Raw genomic sequence first — 21,459 nt, 5'->3', positions numbered from 1 at the left:
AACCCAGTACCAATTTCCATCCGACGACTACCCTCAATCGAAAATACTGTCCAGAAAACGAAACCGTCAGTCGATGCACGACAACGAATCACAAATCTGGGTGACTTATGTGATTAGAATATTGAATTGTGTTCATGCCTGATAATAGACGATCGACTGATTCGAAACCTGACGACTCGTGGTTTGAGAGTGAGCCAGCCCCAGAGGCTTCACTTGAAGGCGAGAATGAAGCGCCCCTCGCGAGGACTGATTCTCAATCTAGCAGAGATCACCTCCAAACACCACCCAGCAGATCACAGGACGACAGGTCAGATGGACCCGACATCGACAAGATCGTTTCGACGATCAAGGCCGCGCTTGAGCCACTGATAGTGGCCACAGCCAGGATCCGCCAGGACAATCTCAACGGAACGACGTCGCGGACGATTTTGCTCACGTATATCTGTATTGGAATTGTTGCCGGCATAATGAACGGCCTGGTGACAGGCGCTGTAATTTCTGGGGAAAACAGCGTCGGAGAACACCTCCTGGGAGCGTGGATCTCACTCATCGGAGGCATCGTGTTCCCATCGCTCGGGTTACTGATCGCCGGAATGATAGCGTTCGTTATCGTGGTGACCTACAAACCAGGTGCCGTTAAGGACGTGCTCCTGACCAGTGCTGTTGCATGTGCACTCGGACAGTTTCTGTTCTTGACGGCAATGTTTTCACTCGTCACATTACAGCTGTCGGAGGGAGCCAGTGCTGGTGTCTCCCCGAGTGGGTTCCTGTCAGTCATCACCCTCTCCAGTGTCGTAGCCGGACTGACGTTCGGTGCAGTGGCCTACACTGGCACCGAAATCGTATAACTGCCGTCCACGGCCCGTTTGAACCGCGGTACATGATCGAGACAATCCATAGACACATTCAAATTGCACAAATAAATGATAAACTAATTATATTTCGGAACTCTTATCAATTGGCTTGCCACAGTATTATTCGAGTATGTCGGTAGCCGCGATCGGCGATGTAGACGGAATTGTTGCACGACGACCAGCACCTCGTATCGCGGTCGTGACTCCGTGTTTCCCGGTCTGAACGACGCTGCCAGCGGGCTTGTCGGGAAGTCCCACGGTGTTTCGACGACGATGGCCGAGGAACTGACAAACATCTCTGGCACGATACTGCCGGTATAGCTGTAGTCCACAGCCATACCCGACTGACTGAACAGCGATGGTCCTTCGCTGACGACGGTTTCCGGGCCGACCGAGTGGTCGTTCCGGGAGTTTTTTCGCCCCAGCCCCGGTAAAATCGATCATGGCTGCCCTGCACGAGCTACTGGACCACGCGGCCCTTCCTGACTCGGTATGCATCGACATTTCTGAAACCGAGACAGGCTACGCGTTCGTCTTCGACCTTCCTGGGGCGACCGCAGAGACGACCGATCTGTGGATCGATGATGGCCGTCTTCACGTTGAGGCGCGTCATGAGAAGCCGACGCCCGATGGATTTCGGCTGCTTCGAGACGAGCGGTCGATGTACACCGATCTGTCAATTCCACTTCCCGGCGACTGGACGTTTGCCGAGGAGCCAACGGCAACAGTCGAGAACGGTGTGCTAGTCGTCGAGTTGTCGATCGCTGATCCGGGCGTTCGGATTCCGGTCACGGAGCCGTGAGGTGAGCGAGTGGTGACGTTTCGGGCGTATCAACGGTTTGTCGTCGTCCTCTGGCAATTCTTGCCACTCTTGCTCGCGATTGCCCGTGACAGACGTCGGTTTCTGCTGTTTGGGCGCTCACGTTCGGTGACGTCCAACGTGCGGCGTGAGCGCGCAACGCGGCTTCGGGAGTCGCTGTTGACGCTCGGGCCGACGTTCATCAAGCTCGGCCAGCTTCTCTCGACGAGACCGGACATTCTACCGCCGGAGTACATCGAAGAGCTCTCAGCGCTTCAGGATCGGGTGCCACCTGCTCCGTGGGAAGAGGCACAATCCGTTGTCAATTCCGAGCTCGGGCCAGTCGAGTCCGCATTCGATTCGTTCGACACCGACTCGATCAGCGGGGCGAGTCTCGGACAGGTGTACACAGCCGAATTCGAGGGTGAGACGGTCGCAGTGAAAGTTCGGCGACCGGAGATCGAGGCGCTCGTCGAAGCGGATCTTCGGGTGATTCAGTTTTCGGTTCCGTTGCTGGTCCCGTTCATCGATGACGCACAGGCGTTTTCGGTCGAGACGCTAGCTGGTGAGTTTGCGACAGTGATTCGACAGGAGATGGATTACGAGCGCGAGGCAACCATGCTACAGGAGATTCGTTCGAATCTCGACTCGTTCGATCGGATTCGAATCCCTCGCGTGATCGAGGAGCGATCGGGAAAGCGTGTGCTCACGATGGAGTACGTTGGGGGAACGAAGGTGACGGAGATCGACGATGTGGATGCGCTCGGGATCGACCGGACGGCGCTGGCAAAGACCCTCCAGAAGGCGTATTTCGAGATGATCGTCACGCACGGCGTGTTTCACGCCGATCCACATCCGGGCAATCTCGCGGTCAAAGACGACGGGACACTCGTCCTCTACGATTTCGGGATGAGTGGTCGGGTGGATTCGTTCACCCAGGATCGAATCGTCGAATTCTACATGGCGATTGCCAATCAGGACATCGACGGCATTCTCGACGCGCTGATCGCCATGGGAACGCTCTCGCCGACGGCCGATCGCGCGGTGATGGCCAACGTGATGGAGCTCGCGATCGCGGACGCCCGGGGAGAGGACATTGAGCAGTATCGCGTCAACCAGATCATCAGTCAGGTCGAAAACACGATTTATGAGTTTCCGCTGCGTCTTCCTTCGAATCTCGCGCTGGTGTTGCGTGTTGCCACCGTCGTCGAGGGGGTCTGTGTCACGCTCGATCCAGATTTCGATTTCATCGCCGTCGCGACGGAGTTTCTGCGCGAGCACGGCTATCTAGAGGCAACTGCCAAACAGTTCGTCGAGGACCGAGTAGAAGAGTTCGAACAGGCAACGCGGGCATCGGTTCGGATTCCACCGAAGCTAGAGGATACGCTCGATCGAATCGAACGCGAGCATCTCATTGTGCAGGCCCAACTCGACGATCCCGACGGGCTGCTCGATCTGCTCGCAAAGCGGCTGGTGGTCGGGCTGTTGCTTGCAGTGGCGATCATCGGAGCAATCCAGTTCTATCTGGCGGGGCTGTTGTGGGCGACCGTGATCGGGCTGGTCAGCGCGCTGAGTCTTGGTGGGTTGCTCGTCCGATCGTTCCGAAAACAGCGCGGAATTCGCACCACGCCACAGTTCACACGGCAGAGCATGCGACAGCGAGAGGATGAGCTGGAGTGAGCGGCGCAACATTTTACAGATAACGATCATATCGGCGACCTCGTCGATTTACCGTACTGTTGTCCGACAGTGAGACACGCCGACAACGGTCACTGCTGCCATCATAGGATGGAGACTGTTTGATTTCTACCGACACTCGCCCCAAACGGACCGCTTTTTTTGCTCCCAGATAACGTTCGAGTATGGAAATTTCCCCGTTTTCGTTAGAGCGGTGGTTCGCCCAACACGAGCACGAGGCGGATATCATGCTCGCAGAGAGTGGCATCCGGAGTCTGCACGCAGACCGCTTTGATCTCGATCCCGGCCGGCTTGGCTATGTGATCCCCACCAACGGCGATCCGGAGTTTCGAGCCACGATCGGCGAGCGATACGACCGATCGGCAGACGAAGTGCTGTTCACGTCTGGCACGCAGGAAGCCAATCTGTTGGCGTTTCTCTCGCTGGTGAACGCCAACGATCACGTGGTGGTTGTGACCCCAACGTACCAATCGCTGCGTGCGATTCCAGAATCGCTGGCAACCGTCACAACCGTCGAGCTGTCACCGCCGGAGTGGACGCTCAATCCGGCCGCCGTCGCTGACGCAATGGAACCGGACACATCACTGGTCGTCGTCAACAACCCCAACAATCCAACCGGTCGCTACCATCCCCAACAGACGATCGAAGCGATCTACGAGATCGCAGCCGATCAGGGTGCGTATCTCCTCTGTGATGAGGTGTATCGCTTGCTCGCCGAGGAACCGATCGAACCGGTCGCGAGCTTCGGCGAGTATGGCATCTCAACCACCAGCCTGACGAAGGCCTACGGGCTCAGTGGGCTTCGATTTGGCTGGCTGGCTGGCCCACCGGAGGTGATCGAGGCGGCCTGGAACTGGAAGGATTACACCACCATCTCCCCCGCATCGATCAGCCAACACGTCGCCAAACAGGCAATCGCACAAGAGCAATCGATTCTTGCGGAAAATCGATCGCTCGCCCGTACAAATCAGAAGCGAACGGCGGCCGTCCTCGATTCACACGGCCTATCATGGCACGATCCGGTTGGCGTCAACGGCTTCGTAACCGTTCCAGACGGCTTTGCAACCGGACGATCGTTCTGTGAACGACTGGTCACCGAAGAAAGTGTCGTGCTCGCACCCGGGGACGCGTTCGGCGTTTCCGACCGATTTCGGATCGGCTTTGGCCTCCCCACGGCCGAACTCGAACGCGGTCTCGAACGACTGGATCAATTTCTGGAACGGCACACCTGAGGGGCTCAGTGGTTCCAAACCGTTTATACCAGCACACCTGATATACGCGATATGGCGAAACAACAAACGGAAGTTCGTGACCTTCAGGAAGGCAGCTACGTGATGATCGAAGACACCCCATGTGTCATCAATTCCTACAGTACGGCAAAACCCGGCAAACACGGCAGCGCAAAAGCTCGTGTCGAGGGGAAAGGCGTTTTCGATGAGCAAAAGCGAAACTTCACGCAGCCGGTCGACGCGAAGGTGTGGGTGCCGATTATCGACCGGAAGCAGGGACAAGTTATCTCGGTCGACGGCAACGACATGCAGGTAATGGACCTCGAAACGTACGAGACGTTTACGATGCGTATTCCAGACGGGATGGATCCTACGCCCGACGACGAAATCGAGTATCTCCAGCACGAAGAGCAAACCAAAGTCGTGTGAACGGAGGGTTTAGGCAACGTCGTCTACTCGGTTCTACGTATGTTTCCCGGCGCAACAGCTGACCGGACGGACGGAGAGTACGTGATCGTTGGCGCACCGCTCGACGTTTCAACCACATTTCAACCGGGGACCCGATTTGGACCGGCCCAGCTCCGTCAATTCGCACGGTCGTTCGAGGATTACGACCACCACAGTGATGTTCGATTCACGGCCTGTTCGGTCCACGACGCCGGTGATATCCACGCCTGGGATGACGCTGGGGAGTATCTCGAGTTTCTTGAGGGAGAGCTCACAGACATTCGGGCGAGTCAGGCCATCCCGGTGACGATCGGTGGTGAACACACGGTGACGATTGCTGGTGTCCGAGCGACCGAACCAGACGTATTCGTCGCCTGTGATGCACATCTCGATCTCCGTGAAGCATACGATGGCAACCCGCTGAGCCACGCAACCGTCACCCATCACGCACTGAACACCGCCAGCGAAGCGTACGTCATCGGTGCGCGAAGCGGCTCGAAACCAGAGTGGGAACGTGCCGAAAAAGACGATATCATGGTTATCGAACCCGAAGCGATCAAAGCGTTCTGTGAATCGATCTCGTTCGAAGACCAATCCGTGTATCTGAGCGTGGACATCGACGCCGCAGATCCCTCAGTTGCGCCGGGAACCGGCACGATGGAGCCGTTTGGCCTCACGAGCCAACAGCTAGAACGCGTGGTCAGATCCGTCGCTCCAGCGGCCGTCGGCTTCGATGTCGTTGAGGTCAACGATCGGGACGACGGACAGGCTGCGACGCTGGGTGCAAAACTTCTCCGGTCGTTCGTCACGACACACGCCACGAGCTGATCCCAATCGGATTTGTGGCCGGCCACCGAGATGGGACCATGGACTGTGCTGAACTCGTTACTCGGCTGAACGAACGACTGGACGTGGACGCCTACGCTGCGATGGATGCGAGCACGAACGGACTCCAGGTAGGGCCCCAATCTGGATCGATCGAGCACGTTGCAGTGGCGGTCGATGCGGCCGTAGCGACGATCGATGAGGCAATTTCGCTCGATGCAGATCTTCTCTGTGTCCATCACGGACTGTTCTGGGGCGGGTTGGATCGTCTGACTGGCCGGGCGTATGATCGTATCCGGCCGCTGATTGAGCACGAAATCCGCTGTTATGCGGCCCACGAACCGCTCGATGGGCACCAGGAGCTCGGCAATGCGGCTGGGATTTCCGATCTGCTTGGCTGCACCGACCGGTCGCCGTTCGGTAGCGTCGGTTCGGAGTGGATCGGACAGCAGGGAACGCTTCCCGAACCGCTGGAACCCGATGAACTCTGTAATGTGCTTGAGTCTCTCGATTCGGAACGAATACAAACGCTTGATTTTGGCCCCGAAACGATTGAGCAGGTGGCAATCGTCACCGGATCGGGAACGGACTGGATCGACGAGGCGATCGACGCCGACGTGGATGCGCTCATTACGGGTGAAGGAAAGCAGAAAGCCTACCACCAGGCCAGAGAGGCTGGACTCACGGTGGTACTGGCTGGCCACTACGCGACCGAAACGTTCGGCGTGCGCTCGCTCCAGTCGCTGTTCGACCGTTGGGGGCTCGAAACGTCGTACATCAGTCATCCGACTGGTCTGTGAGCGAAACGCGCCCTTCAAACCGATCGCTGACCGAGGAGTGCTATGAGCGAAGAGGTCGATCGAACGGAGTTTCAACACGATCCAATCGATCATGCGCGGGTGACCGGCGAGATGTCGGTTGGGGCGTTACTCGAACAGTTCGGCAAGGCCGGCATCGGCGCGGCAGATCTCCACGAAGCGACGGACGTGGCGGCGTCGATGTTCGAGGAGGACACGACCGTGTTCTTCGGACTCGCTGGCGCGATGGTGCCAACCGGCATGCGTCAGATCGTTGCCGATCTAATCTGTGATGGCTACATCGACGTGCTCGTCACCACCGGTGCGAATCTCACACACGACGCCATCGAAGCGATCGGGGGAAAACACCACCACGGACGCGTCCACGGCGAGGGGACCGAGCGTGAACACGACGAGACCCTTCGGGACGAGGGTGTCGATCGGATCTACAACGTCTATCTCCCGCAAGAACATTTCGCGCTGTTCGAGACGCATCTCCGCGAAGAAGTGTTTCCGGCGTTCGATGAGCCCGTCAGCATTCGTGCGTTTACCAGGAAGCTTGGGAAAGCCAATGCAACAGTCAACGAGCGGGAAAATATCGAGGAAGCTCCCGGAATCGCGGCCGTCGCCGCCGAACACGACGTGCCGATCTATGTGCCCGCAATTCAGGACTCGGTGCTTGGGCTACAGGCCTGGCTGCGCTCACAGGTCGATCCATTCTCGCTCGATGCACTGTCCGACATGTCTGAGCTGAACGATATTGCCTACGAGGCGGACTCAACCGGAGCGTTCGTCGTCGGTGGCGGCGTCCCCAAAAACTACGTGCTCCAGACAATGCTCGTCACGCCCGGCGCATACGATTACGGTGTGCAACTCACGATGGATCCGCCACAGACCGGCGGGCTCTCAGGAGCAACCTTAGATGAAGCCAGATCCTGGGGGAAACTCAAAAAAGACGCACGAAACGTTTCTGTGTATGCTGATGCGACGATAACACTTCCGCTCGTCATTGCCGGTGCACGGGAACGAATCGAGTGACGACGCCTGACCACCGAACGTCCTAGAAGGTTTCTTCTTCAACGAACTGCTCGGCAATGCGCTGTGCACCACGAGCGGCCGCCGTGACTGGCTCTTCCGGTGCCGTCACTGTTACTTCGTGTTGCAGCTCGGTGCTGAGTCGGGTTTCGAACTCCTCAAGAAGTCCCGGAATACACGCCATTCCGCCAGTGAGCACGATCGGCTCTTCGAGCGTCTGCTTGTAGATTTTGATGTAACGGTTGGCAAGTTGCGGGAGGAACTCGTTTGCGATCTCATCGACTGCTTCGTTCACGTACCGGTCCAGCGCGTCAACGACGCTGCGCTCGATCGTAAACTCGTGGGTGCCACCGCCAGGTTGCTGGATGATGTCAGTGAACGGTTTGAAATTCTCGAGATCGCCGTGCTCTTCTTTGTACTCCCGTGCGGTCGTCTGATCGATATTCACCCGACCCTGGGTCTCTTCTTCGACGTTATTGGCGATCCAGCGGTCGACCTCGTTGCCGGTCACCGACCCGGTCGAGAACCGCGAGAGCTGTTCGCCACGCCGATAGGCACACGCCTCGAGATTGGTCGATCCCATGTTGATGGCGATAAAGATCCGATTGATCGCGTCAAGGCCACTGCCGAGCGCCGGAATCGAGCCACAGAGTGACTCCGGATAGCTCCGAATGAGCTGACTCCCAATCCCGCTCTCTTCGATCACCGCTGCGAGATTCGTCAGCCCCCCCTCGTTGTCGATCGTTGGGATTGCATACACCACGACGCTGTTTTCGGGCACACCGTTGGCGCTGGTGAACTTATTGAAGAACGTCGCGGCAGTCTCAGCGCGCTTATCGTCCTCGGGCAGCCCAGAACGCAACATAAACTGGACACGCTCGGGATATTCGTTGGCTGCCTCTTCACCGTACACCGCGCGGCGCTTTTCAGATAATACATCCTGATACGTTGCCAGACATGTCAGTGCTTCATGCGTTCGTACTACATTGCCTTTTGGCTGGACAACGACCGTTCGTGTGCTTCCCAGCTTAACACCGACAGGGACCGGATTCTCTTCGTCTAGCTCTTCTTCTGTCTCCATTTCCTCATCGAGCATGTTGGATGCCCATTTTCGCTCCTGGTACTTATCATCATCCGTATAGCGCAGAATTTTTCAATAAAATACAAATACAGGTGAGAGTAACACAACATAGAGCAGATATATTTACGCTACTCTGTAATATCTTCACGATGTGAGCTGGCGGCAGGGGGAGAACTCGGACTGGCAACAGTATCCGCTGGACTGAGTTCAGTAGAACATCATTCCTTCGACGGAGAGGGAGGCAATTTTTGCCACGTAGAAGAAATTAAGGAGGTGATCCCCCCGGTCGAACACCTCATAGCCCTTACCGTGTTGGACGTCTGCCCATTCGACGCGCTCGAGGAGCTGTTCGGCGACATGTGGCGTGATCCAGCCAATCTCCTGGTAGCGATCAATTGCGCTGATAGCGCCGTCGGTTCCAGCCTCCGAAATAAGAAAGTCAATCCATCCGTTGATGTACGTCCCGGCTTCTTGCTGTTCGACACGGGTGAGATACGGTTTCTCGCCGACCCGCTCGGGATCGATACCGGCGAGCGTTAACAGGCGTTCGATCTGCTGTGGTGTGGGATCTTCCACGTGCGATCGGTGTTCCTCCGGTGGTTCCGACCAGACGAAACCATGGACTTCGTTTTCCGTTATCGGTGTCACCACGTCCGGATCCGAACAGTCGGCGACCGTTCGAAGCTCCTCGATGGAATAGGCCGTCGGATCGATTGCCACCAGCTCCGTCGGCCCGTCCTGCATCGATGATTGAAACACGTCCGGTCCGATCGTTGCTCGGTCCGACGCTCCACCGTCCGAATCGTCGCCACCCGCCGTATCTGAATCCGTCTCTTTCCCCCGGCCGTCAAGCGCACCCCCATCGGACGACCCCCCCGACGAATCTTGTTCGCCGCTGTCCATGTTGATTGAAGGGTTAACCTCCGGCCTGTTGAACTGTTCGGAAGCGCGATCCCCCCGTCGAGGTCCTCGATCAGGCTGCTGAGCGTTGTTAAAAACAAACGCGGCGTCGCTGGATTCGTCGGTCGACACGGTGTCGCCGCTAGATTGATACTGAATTGACATGTCGAGATCGCTCGAATCCACAACCATCGCCGTTGGATATGTGCGTTACAAATGCACAACAATCTTTCCTCATTGACTGTGAATTCTCTCTGTAAACAGTACAAACTAGTGTCAAATTAGGCAGGGTGCTCATCTACTCGGCACCCCTAAGGTGGCGGGAACGTAATGATAGTCGTGGCCGATGACGAACGTGGCTTTCTGAGCCGGCCTCGACACCCGGTGCTGACGAGCCCTATGAGTACCGAGGTCACTACCCATTCACCACTGCATCGAGTCGTTACTGCGTCACAGAAATCGCATCACGTACCCGATGAAGTTCGTCGTCGATACCGGTCCCTTGACAGTCTTCGGTGGGACATTCGTAGTGCCAGCCATCGCGAGTGGCCCGTCGCTCGGGGAATCGCTCACCACAGCGTTCACAGAACAGTTGATCGTCGGTACAGGTGTCTCGGTGAAGCTCGAGTTCGAGTTCCGTCGCGAACGTGCGCTTGCAGTTTCTGCAGGTGTGGACCATGGCTCTGTTTCGTCTGCCAGCGACTATAATGTTACCGACACGATCCATTAGGTGATTGAGACGAGATTCGTGCTAGTTAGACAGCAATTGATTCGAATATTTGCCTGGCTTTAAGCCAGGCGTCGTGCTACAGCGAGCAATGAGTCGGTCGATCGATCCCAGGGAGACGCCGTTTGTCGGCGATCCCGACGTTGAATTTGAGCCGATTGAATCGCTTTCTCGCGAGGCGGCGATCGAACAGGCCCAACAGCTTCGAGCGGCGATTAGATACCACGACCGTCGGTACTATATCGAGGCCGATCCAGAGATCGCCGATCGGACGTACGACGCGTTGTTCGAGCGCCTGAAGACACTTGAGGAGTCTTTCGATCTTGCGGTTGCAAACAGTCCAACCCAGCGCGTTGGTGGGGAGCCTCTCGATGAACTGGATTCGGTCGAGCACGTTGCACCGATGCTTTCGATCGACTCAAGCGGCGACGTTGGGGATGTACGGTCGTTCGACGAGCGCGTTCACCGCGAACTCGGACTGTCTGGGGCAACAGACACCCAGAGTTCGCTCGAAGCGTTCAGCGATGAGACCCTCTCGTATCTCTGTGAGCCAAAATTCGATGGCCTCTCGATCGAAATCGTTTACGAGGATGGAGCGTACGTTCGCGCTGCAACTCGTGGTGATGGCACCACAGGCGAGGACGTAACGGAGAACGTTCGAACGATTCGATCGATTCCGCTCCAGTTGCGCGGCGATCCACCGTCGTTTCTGGCCGTTCGCGGCGAGGTGTTCATGCCACGGGCAGCATTCCAGACACACAATCGCGAGCGGGTCGAACAGGGAAAGGATCCGTTCGCGAATCCACGCAACGCCGCCGCAGGGACGCTCCGACAGCTTGATCCGAGCGTCACGGCAGAACGACCGCTGGATTGTTTTTTCTTCGGGGTCCTAGAGAGTTCCGTCCCGTTCGATACACAATGGGAGATTCGCGAGCGGCTCCCAGAGTGGGGATTGAAGATCAACGACCGGGCGACTATCGTCGAGACGATCGACGAGGCAATCGAGTACCGTGATGAGCTCGTTGGGGCGCGCGACGATCTCGATTACGAGGTGGATGGCGTCGTTATTTCGATCAACGACCGCGACCGGTGTGAACGGCTCGGAGCGACCGCTCGTGCGCCACGCTGGTCGTTTGCGTACAAACTACCGGCCAGAACCGAAGAGACGACCGTTCGCGATATTGTCGTTCAGGTCGGCCGAACTGGACGACTCACGCCAGTTGCGTTGCTCGATCCGGTGCAGGTCGCAGGTGTCGAGGTGTCGCGAGCGAGCCTCCATAACCCCGATCAGATTGCCGAGCTCGGCGTCGACATCGGCGATCGGGTCCGCATTCAGCGGGCGGGAGACGTGATCCCGTACGTGAGTGAGGTCACAGAACACAACAACGAGACGCACTTTTCGTTTCCCGACAGCTGTCCGGTCTGTGAAAGCTCCGTCGAGCGGGAGGGGCCGCTTGCCTACTGCACTGGCGGACTCAGCTGTCCAATGCAGCGAAAGCGGGCGATCCAGCACTACGCCAGTCGTTCGGGACTCGACATCGAAGGACTGGGAGAGCAGCGCCTCGATCAACTGATCGAGACGGGACTCGTCGAATCACTCCCCGATCTGTACGCGCTACGGACTGCTGATCTTGCCCGGCTGGACGGATGGGGCGAACAGAGCGCACAGAACGTGATCGACGAGCTCGAAGCGACGGCGACGCCACGGCTGGATACGTTTTTGACTGCGCTTGGCATTCCTGAAGTCGGGGGAACCACCGCCCGATCGCTGGCCGAGCGGTTCGAATCCATCGAAGAACTGCTGTCGGCCACTGAAGCGGAACTACAAACCGTCTCCGACGTGGGACCGACCGTCGCCGGAGAGATCCGGAACTTCTTCGACAACGAGCGCAATGTCAGTGTGATTGAGCAGTTACTCGAAGAAGGTGTCGATCCCCAGCCCGTCGAATCCACTGCCGAGTCGCCGTTTGCCGAGACGACGTTCGTGTTCACCGGCTCACTCGATTCGGTCACGCGTTCGGAGGCACAAGAGCTCATCGAGCAGTACGGTGGCAACGCCACCACAAGCGTCTCTTCTAACACCGACTATCTCGTCACCGGTGACAATCCCGGGGAACGAAAGCTTGCTGGGGCAGATGAACACGACACGACCGTGCTTTCAGAAGCGGACTTTCTCGATTTGCTTTCCGATCACGATATACCGTTCGAGTGAACGGCTGGTGTACAAATTTAGAGAATAATCATCTATTTCACAATAGAATGCTGATTTTCAATAATAGCTTAAATCAAGATTAACTGCTGGTGGCTATAATAGTCGAAGGATGAGGTTACATTATCAGCGTGTGAACCCAGACACAGGCGGGGAGTCGTTCTGCTTGCGATTTGAGGGTGTGGTCCCTGACGGAGTAGGTTGTCTGTTGTTCAACGCCGGTCGTGGGGTGGACGTTGAATCGATTCTGGACGACGATCGGGGCGAAAAGCTGCTCGGGATCGTTCTGACGAGTGCGCATCCGGAGTGTTACAGCTCGCTCGATACGAACGTTGCAGAGGACGTGCCAATTTATACGACAAGAGAGACCGCCCAGATCGTTGCGGCGTCGCTGACGGGATCCAAGGCACGGTCGATGGACCATCCAGAACGGATTTTGGATCAGTTCGTCGTGATCGACGGCTGGAATCAGTTGCTTGAGGGGCTCTCGGTTCATCCGGTTCCGGTCGGCCACGCGCCAGGAGCCGCAGGATTCTTATTCGAGATCGACGATGGCAACACGTTCAGAACGGTGCTCGTTGCCAACGAGTACACCGAGGAATCTGCGGCTGGCTTTCAGGGACTCAACCTCCCCCCAGAGCTAGATCTGGACGCAGTAGTGCTTGATGCCCCCGACGAAACCCACTCACCCAACTCACTGACAGAGGCCTGTAGCGTTATTTGTGATCGGGTGTCGACGGCCTCTTCCGTGCTGGTGACGGCGGATGAGCCGACCGCACTCCACGTGACGGCACTGCTCGGGGAGCTCTCAAATGAGCTCGGGACGCCCGAAACGACGATTCCTGTCGGCCGTATCGGCGCACTGTGGGAGCAGCTTGGATACACGAACCAAACCGTCAGACCGATGCCAGACGGTGCACCCCCACTGGACGGCAATGGTGTCGTTGTGGCAACGCCGGCAACCCCCATCGAGGGCCGCTCAAAGCGGCTGTTCGACGGGCTGGTTGACGATCCGTCGGCGGCAGTGATTCGGTTGACACACCGCGACGCAACCCCAATGGCTGCCGCACGCTGTATGGCACAATCGCTCCCCTGGCGGCACGGACCGACGAAATCGTCGATGGCGTCAATCCTGGAGTCACTCGATCCAGTCCAGGTCATCCTGGCGAACAGAACGGCCACAGCGACGACTGCTACGCCAATACAGCGCGACAGCTTCGTCTGGGAAGTGAGCGACGATCTCGTTTATACGCTGTTTGATGGCTCCGAGTGGGTTGCCCCAGCAGAGCTTGACGCCGAGACCGCCAGTCGTATTCGGCGTCAACAGCCCGACCGCTACGACGCCCCACAGATGAGCGAGTACGGCCCCTCGATCGATCTGCCACGACGTGAAGGGGTGGACATCACTACCGAAGGGATCGATCTCTCAGCAGTTGATGCACGGCACGGACGAACGCCAGACCCCGTCGAATCCGAACCAGTGAACTCGGAAGGGACCGACACAGAGACGATCGACAACGCGATCGCTGCCATCAGATCGAATCTTTCGACCGTTGAGGCAATCATCGAGCAGGAGCCGTACACGGCAACGGTTGTCGATGCAGGCGGTGACATCTGTCTGCTACGGATCACCGATCTCGATCCGGCGTTCGAACATGGCCAGTCCGTCGAACTACTGATCGATCCACTGACGGCCGGTGTCACCGCATCGGCGAGCGATGAATCCAAAGCGCACACGGCTCCACAACTCGACGGAGAGCGAACCGATGCGACGGACGAAACGATACAGAACTAGAAGGATCGGCGGGGACTGTGACCCCGTCCGTGATGACGTGCCAAAAAACGCCCTATTAATTGCGCTCGCCTTCCTCTGACACTCCCGCCACTACACTAGTGGAAATGGCCCCGGCCGACAGGGCCGGAGTCCGACAGGCGATTTGACCGATCCGACAAACTGCCGTCACTCATCGTTCACAACGTGACTCACTCGCCCGCACACGATCCGGATGGGTATGCGATGCCGACGGACGGCTCGGGAGGCCCGGCTCCGAAACGCCGATCGTCAGCAAACGGGTCGTGTGCGCCGATAGCTCCTCGTTCGTCCGACATCATACGGCTACCACGGCCATCGTCCGTATCGGTCTGTGGTGCCATGCCAACCACATTCTTCTTTGGCCGTCTGAAGGCATAATACACCCCGTTGTCTCAAACGAGCGTTTTATAATGTAACAACAACAGATTTATTTGCCAGAACGTTCCCGTCCAGCGATTACTTTTCATTGGCCAGCTTTGCGTACACGTCCCAGGATGGATCACTTCCGGGATGGTCGACGCGTTCGCCGTCAATCCAGACTCCCGCTCCGTCCGTGACGGATCCGACGATTGCGGCCCGCGTCCCACGTGCACGGAGTTTATCAACCACCTCAGTGGCTGCATTTTCGGAAGCACTCACCAGCAACGAGCCGGCACTCGTCACCTGCCACGGATCGAGATCGAGCGCGGTACAGACGGGTTCGACACCCGGGCCGATTGGAACGGCCTCGCGTTCAACGCGGAGCTTTCGTCCCGTGCTGTTGGCGAGTTCGCACAGTGCGCCCTGGAGGCCTCCTTCTGTAATGTCGTGAATCGCGGTTACGCCGTCGATCTCGGCTACACTGAGCGCGTCGGCAACGCCCCGAGTGTCACCGAGTCGTTTCCTGGCGGTTTCGAGGGTGGCGGGAGGGAGATCTAGCTGGTCGCCAAACAGTGTGGTCAGGAGTCCCACCGCCTCAGCACCGGGGCCAGTCGACACGATGAGCTGGTCGCCGGGCTGGCTGTCGTTCGGTCTGATCACCGCGTCGTGATCACCGACGGCAAAGGCAGTCGCACCGCCGACCCACGGAAACGAACATCCCTCGTATCGTGCAGTATGGCCGGTTACGATGGCAATATTCAGTTCGGTCGCCATCGCATCCATCGTGGTCCAGACACGTCGGAACTGCTCGTCGGTCATCGATGGCGGGAGCGTGAACGACACGGAGAGAAAGTCCGGCGACAGTCCACTGACGGCCACGTCGGTGAGCACGATATCGAGCGCGAACTGGGCTGCTCGTTCGAATCCCAGCTCTGGAAGAATCGAGATTGGATCGGTCGCGGTCACCAGGGCCTGGCCGCCAACGTCGACGATCCCAAAATCCACGCCAGCGGTGGGACCCAGCGCGACATCGTCGCGGTCGGCCCCAAGATGTGGATAGACGTATTCAGTGAAAAACGAGCTGTCTATCTTTCCGTACCGGTCCATATCCAGGCTCTCGTGGGGACGGTTGTTACGCTTTTGCTCAGAGCTCGTCGTCCGGCGAGTGAGCAGCCGCCATTCTGGACGCCTCAGTTGCAAAGCGCTCGCGGCGTTCTGTGCTCTCGACCGACTCGAGTTCGTCTTCGGATGCGGTGATCGCAGCGGTGATTGCAATTCGAGAGAGCATCGACGAGGACAGCTCCTTGCGGAGCTGTTGTGTCCCGTCGGTCGACGCGTACGTGATCGTCACCAGATTCCTCGAATCGAACGTTCGATCGACCATCCACAGCTGCCGTGATTCGCTCATAGGTGGGCTTTTTGCTACCAACAGGAGAACGCATCGACCGAGAACGCGTCAGTTTCAACCGCGTTCGGCCGATAGTGACGAGTGATGGACACCACGGGCGTCACCGAACGGGCGAGCAAGCTCCCCCGCGAGCCCGGCGTCTATCAGTTTCTGGACGCAGACGGCGTCGTGCTCTACGTTGGAAAGGCAGTCGACCTCAGAGACCGAGTGCGGTCGTACGGCGATCCTCGCTCGGCGCGAATTCGTCGCATGATCGATGGGGCCGCTTCGATCGACGTGGCGATGACCGAGACCGAGACACAGGCCCTATTACTGGAGGCAAATCTGATCAAGCGCCACCAGCCACGGTACAACGTTCGGCTCAAAGACGACAAATCCTATCCGCTCGTTCAGCTCACGGACCACCCAACCCCCCGTATCGAGATCACGCGCGATCCTGACGAATCCGCGACCGTTTTTGGCCCCTACACCGAGAAGGGACGGGTTGATACCGTCGTCAAAGCAATCCGATCGCTCTACGGGCTGCGTGGCTGCTCTGATCATAAATTTGCCGGCCGAGATCGACCGTGTCTGGATTTCGATATCGGGCTCTGTTCTGCCCCTTGTACGGGTGAAATCGAGCACGAGACGTATCTCGGTGATGTCGAGACGGTTAAACGCTTTTTCGAGGGCGAAACTGGCGTGCTCACGGATCCACTTCGGCGGGCAATGCACGAGGCAAGCGACGCTCAGCAGTACGAACGGGCCGCGAATCTTCGCGATCGACTCAGCGCAGTCGAAGCGTTCCACGGCGAGGGGGGAGGGGCGGTCATCAGCCGCGACGAACGAACGATGGACGTACTCGGTGTTGACGTTCGGGGTGAGTCTGCGACGGTCGCCCGACTGTGCAGCGAGAACGGCAAGCTCGTCGATCGAGAACGCCATTCGGTGTCCGGTGTCGGCACGGACGAACAGCCAGCAAACACCGTTGGAAGCATTTTGAGTGCGTTTCTTCCGCAGTTCTACACCGAGCGACGGCTCCCTGATGAGTTGCTCTGTCCGGAGTTACCCACCGACGCGGACGTGACCGACTGGCTCGAATCTGAGGGTGTCACGGTGACCGTTCCGGGCACTGGTCGAAAACACACCCTCGTGAATCTCGCCCTGAAAAACGCCCGGAGTTCGAGTAGTGACACGGATGGAGCCGCTCTGCTGGCCAACGCGCTCGGACTCGAATCAATCGACCGGATCGAAGGCTTCGACGTGAGCCACGCACAGGGCCGGTCGGTCGTCGGATCTAACGTGGCGTTCGTCGATGGACGGCCGGTAAAGGCGGACTATCGGCGAAAGAAGCTGACTGACCGCAACGACGACTACGCGAATATGCACGAACTGCTCGCCTGGCGGGCAGACCGGGCTATCAATGGTCGGGACGAGCGCCCAACACCCGACCTGTTGCTCATCGACGGTGGCGAGGGCCAGCGTCAGGCCAGCGTGGATGCGCTTTCGGCGGCCGGCTGGAGTGTGCCCGTGGTGGCGCTTGCGAAAGGCGACGAAATCATTCTCACCGAAGACCGCCAGTTCGACTGGCCAGAGGACGCACCCCAGCTGCATCTCCTCCAGCGAGTACGTGATGAAGCTCATCGGTTTGCCGTGCAGTATCACCAGACACTTCGCGATGAGATCGAGACGGTGCTCGAAACGATCGACGGAGTGGGCCCCCAAACCCGAAACCGATTGCTCCGACGATTCGGCTCGGTCGAAACGATCAGGGCTGCTTCAACCAACGAGCTTGAGACCGTTCCTGGCGTGGGCAAAAAGACGGCTGAAACGATCGCCCGTCGACTGTAGTCACCTCAGAACTCGTCGGTTTCCGGGACAACTGCATCGTCATCGAAGTCGTATGCCTCTTGTATCTCTCGAATGCGGTCACGGATGTCAGCAGCGAGCTCGAATTCGAGGTTGCTGGCGGCTTCTTGCATCCGCCGGTCGAGCTCGGCGATGAACTCGCGCGCTTCATCATATGAGTCGGGCTCAACGCCAGTGACGGAGCTGGTATCGGTTTTGCTTCCTGGAAGCGTGGTCTCACCGACCTCCTTGTCGATGGTAGTCGGGGTAAAACCGTGTTCTTCGTTGTACTCCTGTTGGATCGCACGGCGGCGCTGGGTTTCTTCGATTGCACTGGCCATCGCGTCGGTCGTCTCGTCTGCGTACAACACGACCGTCCCTCGAACGTTGCGGGCCGCACGGCCCATGGTCTGAACGAGCGTGGTATCCGATCGGAGAAAGCCCTCCTGGTCGGCGTCGAGAATCGCCACCAGTGACACCTCCGGAATGTCAAGGCCCTCCCGGAGGAGGTTGATGCCGACGAGCACGTCAAACTCTCCGAGTCTGAGTCCGCGCACCAGCTCGTGGCGCTCAAGCGTGTCGGTTTCGTCGTGCATGTACTCGACGGCGACGCCCGCCTCATCCAGAAACTCGGTGAGATCTTCGGCCATTCGTTTGGTAAGCGTCGTCACAAGTACGCGCTCGTCCTGTTCGGTCCGTTCGGTGATCCGATCGAGGAGATCGTCGATCTGTCCCTCGGTCGGAGAAACCTCAACGGCCGGATCCACGAGATGTGTCGGCCGAACGATCTGCTCGACGATCTGTGCCGAGTTCTCGCGTTCGTACTCGCTGGGCGTTGCGCTCACGTAGAGCATTTTGTCGGTAACACGCTCGAACTCCTCGAAGGAAAGCGGTCGGTTGTCGTACGCCGTGGGGAGTCGAAAGCCGTTGTTCACGAGTGACTCCTTGCGGGCTTTGTCTCCCGCAAGCTGGCCACGAACCTGCGGAAGCGTCTGGTGGGACTCGTCGACGACCGTCAGAAACTCGTCTGGGAAATAATCGAGCAGCGTGTAGGGTCGCTCGCCCGATTCTCGATCCGACATGTGAACGGAGTAGTTTTCGATGCCCGAACAGTAGCCGGCCTCTTTGATCATCTCCAGATCGAACGTGGTTCGTTCCTCAATGCGCTGGGCGGCGACCAGATCGCCCTCGCGTTCGAAGTAGTCGATCCGTTCTTCGAGGAGCGCTTCGATCTCTTCGATGGCCGTTTCTCGGCGTTTTTCGGGGATTGAGTAGTGCTCTGCCGGGTGGAACAACACCGCGTTCTGAGTACCTTTCGACTCGCCTTCAAGGACGTCTATCTTCTGTAAGCGGTCGATTTCGTCGCCCCAGAACTCCACGCGAACGGCATACCGGCCGTACATCGGGAACACCTCGATCGTATCACCACGGACGCGGAACGTACCCTGTGTGAAATCCACGTCGTTTCGCTCGTAGTTCAGGTCCACCAGCGCTTTCAGCAGTGAATCGCGCCCGATCTCCTGGCCCGCTTCGAGTCGTAACGACATCGATTCGTAGTTCGCCGGATCACCGAGGCCATAGATCGCAGACACTGACGCAACCACGATCACGTCGTCGCGCGTGAGCAACGACCGCGTCGCCGAGTGGCGCAAGCGGTCGATCTCCTCGTTGATTGCTGCGTCCTTGCCGATATACGTGTCAGTTTGCTCGACGTAGGCCTCGGGCTGATAGTAGTCGTAGTAGGAGACGAAGTATTCGACGGCGTTGTCCGGAAACAGCGATCGGAATTCGTCGTAGAGCTGGGCAGCGAGCGTCTTGTTGTGTGCGATGACAAGCGTCGGTTGCTGGACCTCCTCGATCACCCAAGAAACCGTGTTCGTTTTTCCCGAGCCAGTTACCCCCAGCAACGTCTGTTCGTCGTCTCCATCGTGATAGCCCGCGACCAGCGCTTCGATCGCGTCGGGTTGATCGCCGGCAGGATCGAACGGTGCATCGACGCGAAACGGTCGGTCGCTGTCGGGTCGGTCCGGTCTGAGCACAGACCCCGACGTTTCCCGGGAGGAACGACTGCTGGTGCTGGGATCACTCATCAAAATAGGTAGGTGTCCGAACCACTTCAGCACCTCGCTTGAAGCGATAGCACACGATCCACTGGCCAGAAAACATATAGTATAGAAACCGAGATGTCAGATGGCCACAAGACTTATTCGAAAAATCACGAAAGGGGATGCTGATGTGTGACAGCGGTCGCACGTGAACCGAAGCACCGCCGGTAACACATCGATCATAGATGATTCGAAAACGACTTTCGGCCACAGTATTGCTAACAATTCTACTCATCTCGGTTGTCGGAATCGGGCTTTCGAGTGTGGCGATTGCTGGTGATCGCTATGCAAACCAGACCCTCTCGAATGACGACGATTCCGACCGAGCGGATGCTACGGCACTCGGTGCAGACGGAACGGCAACTGACGCATTGACAGCGAACGACACTGACTGGTACGAGTTTGACGCCAGTAGCGGCGAGCGGATCAGGGCCTCGCTTGAGCTTGGACCGAACGATTCGACGATCCATCCGGGAACCGACGCACGGATTGATCTGTTCAATTCAGCTGGCGAGAAAATCAACGTCTATCCGAATGATGGGATGGGCTCGGATTACAGACCGAGTCCAGGTTCATCATCGGTAGCATACGGCGGAGCGATGGCGACCGAATCAGCCACCTATTTCGTTCGGGTCAGCGGCACGAACGTCTCGGACTATGACATTTCAGTTTCGACCGACCGACTGGATCAGTACGATCCCAACGAACAGCCATCGTCGGCCACGCACGTTGCAGCCGGCGAGACGGTTTCGGCCACAATGAGCGGCCAGGACGTGGATACGTACGCGATTCAGCTCGACAAAGGGGAAACGATAGCGGCGTCGGCAGAAACTGATTCGACGGGACTCGTGAATATCCAGCTCACTGGACCGGACACCCCGGACACCACGTTTGCAGGATATCACGGCGAGCACGACGTGTCGAACGAAAGCCCTCAGACCAAGACGTTCACGCACACTGCTGCCCAGAGTGGAACGTATTACGTTCGGGTCTATCCAACTGAGAACGGCATTGGATCGTTCTGGAAGTCAGCAGCGTACTCGTTATCGGTGACGGTGAACGCGAACGAGACACCGACTGATACACCGCAGACAGAGACGGATACCGAGGACACAACCCAGACACCAACCGAAGCAGATGACACGGCAACGCCAGATGATCGAACGGAAACACGGACGCCAGAGACGACCCCAGCCGATGACGACTCTGTAGACACTGGGGATACTGACGCTGAAACTACCGTCGCAGACTCCACCGACGCTGATACTCCCGACAGCGATTCCACTGACAGCCCTCCGTGTTAACGGTGTAATCCAGAGCTGTCACGGACCCTCTCCGTTCTCGG

20 protein-coding genes are annotated in these 21,459 nt (G+C 58.0%); 12 read left to right on the top strand and 8 right to left on the bottom strand.

Annotated features, from left to right (window positions below):
* Positions 1-134 precede the first annotated feature (134 nt).
* The gene (locus JXQ78_RS00645; protein WP_330631544.1) at positions 135-848 is read left to right on the top strand and encodes a hypothetical protein; all 714 of its coding nucleotides are present in this window, start codon (positions 135-137) and stop codon (positions 846-848) included.
* 126 nt (positions 849-974) lie between these two features.
* Here JXQ78_RS00645 and JXQ78_RS00640 read toward each other — a convergent pair whose 3' ends face one another.
* Entirely contained in the window at positions 975-1,112 is a 138-nt protein-coding gene (locus JXQ78_RS00640) for a hypothetical protein (RefSeq protein ID WP_330631543.1), read from the bottom strand.
* 184 nt (positions 1,113-1,296) lie between these two features.
* On the opposite strand from JXQ78_RS00640, the gene JXQ78_RS00635 reads away from it, so the two are divergent.
* The 7 genes from JXQ78_RS00635 to JXQ78_RS00605 all read left to right on the top strand — a co-directional run bounded on the left by JXQ78_RS00635 (position 1,297) and on the right by JXQ78_RS00605 (position 7,687).
* On the top strand, positions 1,297-1,656 hold the full coding sequence (locus tag JXQ78_RS00635) for an Hsp20/alpha crystallin family protein (protein WP_330631542.1): 360 nt from the start codon (positions 1,297-1,299) through the stop codon (positions 1,654-1,656).
* A gap of 12 nt (positions 1,657-1,668) precedes the next feature.
* Positions 1,669-3,333: an ABC1 kinase family protein gene (locus tag JXQ78_RS00630; RefSeq protein ID WP_330631541.1), complete on the top strand. Its 1,665-nt coding sequence runs from the start codon at positions 1,669-1,671 to the stop codon at positions 3,331-3,333.
* A gap of 182 nt (positions 3,334-3,515) precedes the next feature.
* The gene (locus JXQ78_RS00625; RefSeq protein WP_330631540.1) at positions 3,516-4,583 is read left to right on the top strand and encodes an aminotransferase class I/II-fold pyridoxal phosphate-dependent enzyme; all 1,068 of its coding nucleotides are present in this window, start codon (positions 3,516-3,518) and stop codon (positions 4,581-4,583) included.
* Positions 4,584-4,634: 51 nt separating this feature from the next.
* On the top strand, positions 4,635-5,009 hold the full coding sequence (locus JXQ78_RS00620; protein WP_330631539.1) for a translation initiation factor IF-5A: 375 nt from the start codon (positions 4,635-4,637) through the stop codon (positions 5,007-5,009).
* A 39-nt stretch (positions 5,010-5,048) separates the two neighbouring features.
* Positions 5,049-5,855 (top strand): agmatinase, encoded by an 807-nt coding sequence (speB, locus tag JXQ78_RS00615; RefSeq protein ID WP_330631538.1) that lies wholly within the window; start codon positions 5,049-5,051, stop codon positions 5,853-5,855.
* 38 nt (positions 5,856-5,893) lie between these two features.
* On the top strand, positions 5,894-6,652 hold the full coding sequence (locus tag JXQ78_RS00610) for a Nif3-like dinuclear metal center hexameric protein (RefSeq protein ID WP_330631537.1): 759 nt from the start codon (positions 5,894-5,896) through the stop codon (positions 6,650-6,652).
* Between the two features lie 42 nt (positions 6,653-6,694).
* Complete coding sequence (locus JXQ78_RS00605; protein WP_330631536.1) at positions 6,695-7,687, top strand: deoxyhypusine synthase; 993 nt, start codon at positions 6,695-6,697, stop codon at positions 7,685-7,687.
* Between the two features lie 22 nt (positions 7,688-7,709).
* On the opposite strand, the gene JXQ78_RS00600 is transcribed toward JXQ78_RS00605, so the two are convergent.
* The 3 genes from JXQ78_RS00600 to JXQ78_RS00590 form a co-directional block, all read right to left on the bottom strand.
* Entirely contained in the window at positions 7,710-8,780 is a 1,071-nt protein-coding gene (locus JXQ78_RS00600) for a rod shape-determining protein (RefSeq protein ID WP_330631535.1), read from the bottom strand.
* 192 nt (positions 8,781-8,972) lie between these two features.
* Positions 8,973-9,857, bottom strand: coding sequence for a FlaD/FlaE family flagellar protein (locus JXQ78_RS00595; RefSeq protein WP_330631534.1), 885 nt, complete (start codon positions 9,855-9,857; stop codon positions 8,973-8,975).
* A gap of 250 nt (positions 9,858-10,107) precedes the next feature.
* A complete protein-coding gene (locus JXQ78_RS00590; protein ID WP_330631533.1) occupies positions 10,108-10,344 on the bottom strand; it encodes a transcriptional regulator in 237 nt (78 codons plus the stop codon).
* A gap of 139 nt (positions 10,345-10,483) precedes the next feature.
* Between JXQ78_RS00590 and ligA the strand changes: the two genes are divergently transcribed.
* Entirely contained in the window at positions 10,484-12,604 is a 2,121-nt protein-coding gene (gene ligA / locus JXQ78_RS00585) for an NAD-dependent DNA ligase LigA (protein WP_330631532.1), read from the top strand.
* Positions 12,605-12,734: 130 nt separating this feature from the next.
* Entirely contained in the window at positions 12,735-14,396 is a 1,662-nt protein-coding gene (locus JXQ78_RS00580) for an MBL fold metallo-hydrolase (protein WP_330631531.1), read from the top strand.
* A gap of 188 nt (positions 14,397-14,584) precedes the next feature.
* Here the strand turns inward: JXQ78_RS00580 and JXQ78_RS00575 are convergent, their stop codons facing one another.
* The 3 genes from JXQ78_RS00575 to JXQ78_RS00565 all read right to left on the bottom strand — a co-directional run bounded on the left by JXQ78_RS00575 (position 14,585) and on the right by JXQ78_RS00565 (position 16,182).
* Positions 14,585-14,755, bottom strand: coding sequence for a hypothetical protein (locus JXQ78_RS00575; RefSeq protein ID WP_330631530.1), 171 nt, complete (start codon positions 14,753-14,755; stop codon positions 14,585-14,587).
* 115 nt (positions 14,756-14,870) lie between these two features.
* Complete coding sequence (locus tag JXQ78_RS00570) at positions 14,871-15,881, bottom strand: AIR synthase-related protein (protein WP_330631529.1); 1,011 nt, start codon at positions 15,879-15,881, stop codon at positions 14,871-14,873.
* A gap of 37 nt (positions 15,882-15,918) precedes the next feature.
* Positions 15,919-16,182, bottom strand: coding sequence for a hypothetical protein (locus JXQ78_RS00565; protein WP_330631528.1), 264 nt, complete (start codon positions 16,180-16,182; stop codon positions 15,919-15,921).
* 84 nt (positions 16,183-16,266) lie between these two features.
* Here JXQ78_RS00565 and JXQ78_RS00560 point away from each other — a divergent pair, with 84 nt between their 5' ends.
* Positions 16,267-18,012: an excinuclease ABC subunit C gene (locus tag JXQ78_RS00560; protein ID WP_330631527.1), complete on the top strand. Its 1,746-nt coding sequence runs from the start codon at positions 16,267-16,269 to the stop codon at positions 18,010-18,012.
* 5 nt (positions 18,013-18,017) lie between these two features.
* Here JXQ78_RS00560 and uvrB read toward each other — a convergent pair whose 3' ends face one another.
* Positions 18,018-20,099, bottom strand: coding sequence for an excinuclease ABC subunit UvrB (uvrB, locus tag JXQ78_RS00555; protein WP_330631526.1), 2,082 nt, complete (start codon positions 20,097-20,099; stop codon positions 18,018-18,020).
* Positions 20,100-20,299: 200 nt separating this feature from the next.
* On the opposite strand from uvrB, the gene JXQ78_RS00550 reads away from it, so the two are divergent.
* Positions 20,300-21,418 carry a hypothetical protein gene (locus tag JXQ78_RS00550; RefSeq protein ID WP_330631525.1) on the top strand — a complete coding sequence of 373 codons (1,119 nt, stop codon included), beginning with the start codon at positions 20,300-20,302 and terminating at the stop codon, positions 21,416-21,418.
* Positions 21,419-21,459: the final 41 nt, after the last annotated feature.

The organism is Halocatena halophila (genome assembly GCA_027563145.1).
In the GTDB taxonomy this organism is placed as follows: Archaea; Halobacteriota; Halobacteria; order Halobacteriales; family Haloarculaceae; genus Halocatena; species Halocatena halophila.
This window is presented reverse-complemented; position numbering and strand designations above follow the sequence as displayed.

Excerpts from the sequence above, each read along its gene's own strand:
- JXQ78_RS00590 (WP_330631533.1), bottom strand. The coding sequence starts at position 10,344 with ATGGTCCACACCTGCAGAAACTGCAAGCGCACGTTCGCGACGGAACTC.
- JXQ78_RS00635 (WP_330631542.1), top strand. The coding sequence starts at position 1,297 with ATGGCTGCCCTGCACGAGCTACTGGACCACGCGGCCCTTCCTGACTCG.
- JXQ78_RS00560 (WP_330631527.1), top strand. The coding sequence starts at position 16,267 with ATGGACACCACGGGCGTCACCGAACGGGCGAGCAAGCTCCCCCGCGAG.
- speB (WP_330631538.1), top strand. The coding sequence starts at position 5,049 with ATGTTTCCCGGCGCAACAGCTGACCGGACGGACGGAGAGTACGTGATC.
- JXQ78_RS00625 (WP_330631540.1), top strand. The coding sequence starts at position 3,516 with ATGGAAATTTCCCCGTTTTCGTTAGAGCGGTGGTTCGCCCAACACGAG.
- JXQ78_RS00550 (WP_330631525.1), top strand. The coding sequence starts at position 20,300 with ATGATTCGAAAACGACTTTCGGCCACAGTATTGCTAACAATTCTACTC.
- JXQ78_RS00645 (WP_330631544.1), top strand. The coding sequence starts at position 135 with ATGCCTGATAATAGACGATCGACTGATTCGAAACCTGACGACTCGTGG.
- JXQ78_RS00620 (WP_330631539.1), top strand. The coding sequence starts at position 4,635 with ATGGCGAAACAACAAACGGAAGTTCGTGACCTTCAGGAAGGCAGCTAC.
- JXQ78_RS00600 (WP_330631535.1), bottom strand. The coding sequence starts at position 8,780 with ATGCTCGATGAGGAAATGGAGACAGAAGAAGAGCTAGACGAAGAGAAT.
- uvrB (WP_330631526.1), bottom strand. The coding sequence starts at position 20,099 with ATGAGTGATCCCAGCACCAGCAGTCGTTCCTCCCGGGAAACGTCGGGG.
- JXQ78_RS00610 (WP_330631537.1), top strand. The coding sequence starts at position 5,894 with ATGGACTGTGCTGAACTCGTTACTCGGCTGAACGAACGACTGGACGTG.
- JXQ78_RS00595 (WP_330631534.1), bottom strand. The coding sequence starts at position 9,857 with ATGGTTGTGGATTCGAGCGATCTCGACATGTCAATTCAGTATCAATCT.
- JXQ78_RS00565 (WP_330631528.1), bottom strand. The coding sequence starts at position 16,182 with ATGAGCGAATCACGGCAGCTGTGGATGGTCGATCGAACGTTCGATTCG.
- JXQ78_RS00570 (WP_330631529.1), bottom strand. The coding sequence starts at position 15,881 with ATGGACCGGTACGGAAAGATAGACAGCTCGTTTTTCACTGAATACGTC.
- ligA (WP_330631532.1), top strand. The coding sequence starts at position 10,484 with ATGAGTCGGTCGATCGATCCCAGGGAGACGCCGTTTGTCGGCGATCCC.
- JXQ78_RS00575 (WP_330631530.1), bottom strand. The coding sequence starts at position 14,755 with ATGGCACCACAGACCGATACGGACGATGGCCGTGGTAGCCGTATGATG.
- JXQ78_RS00605 (WP_330631536.1), top strand. The coding sequence starts at position 6,695 with ATGAGCGAAGAGGTCGATCGAACGGAGTTTCAACACGATCCAATCGAT.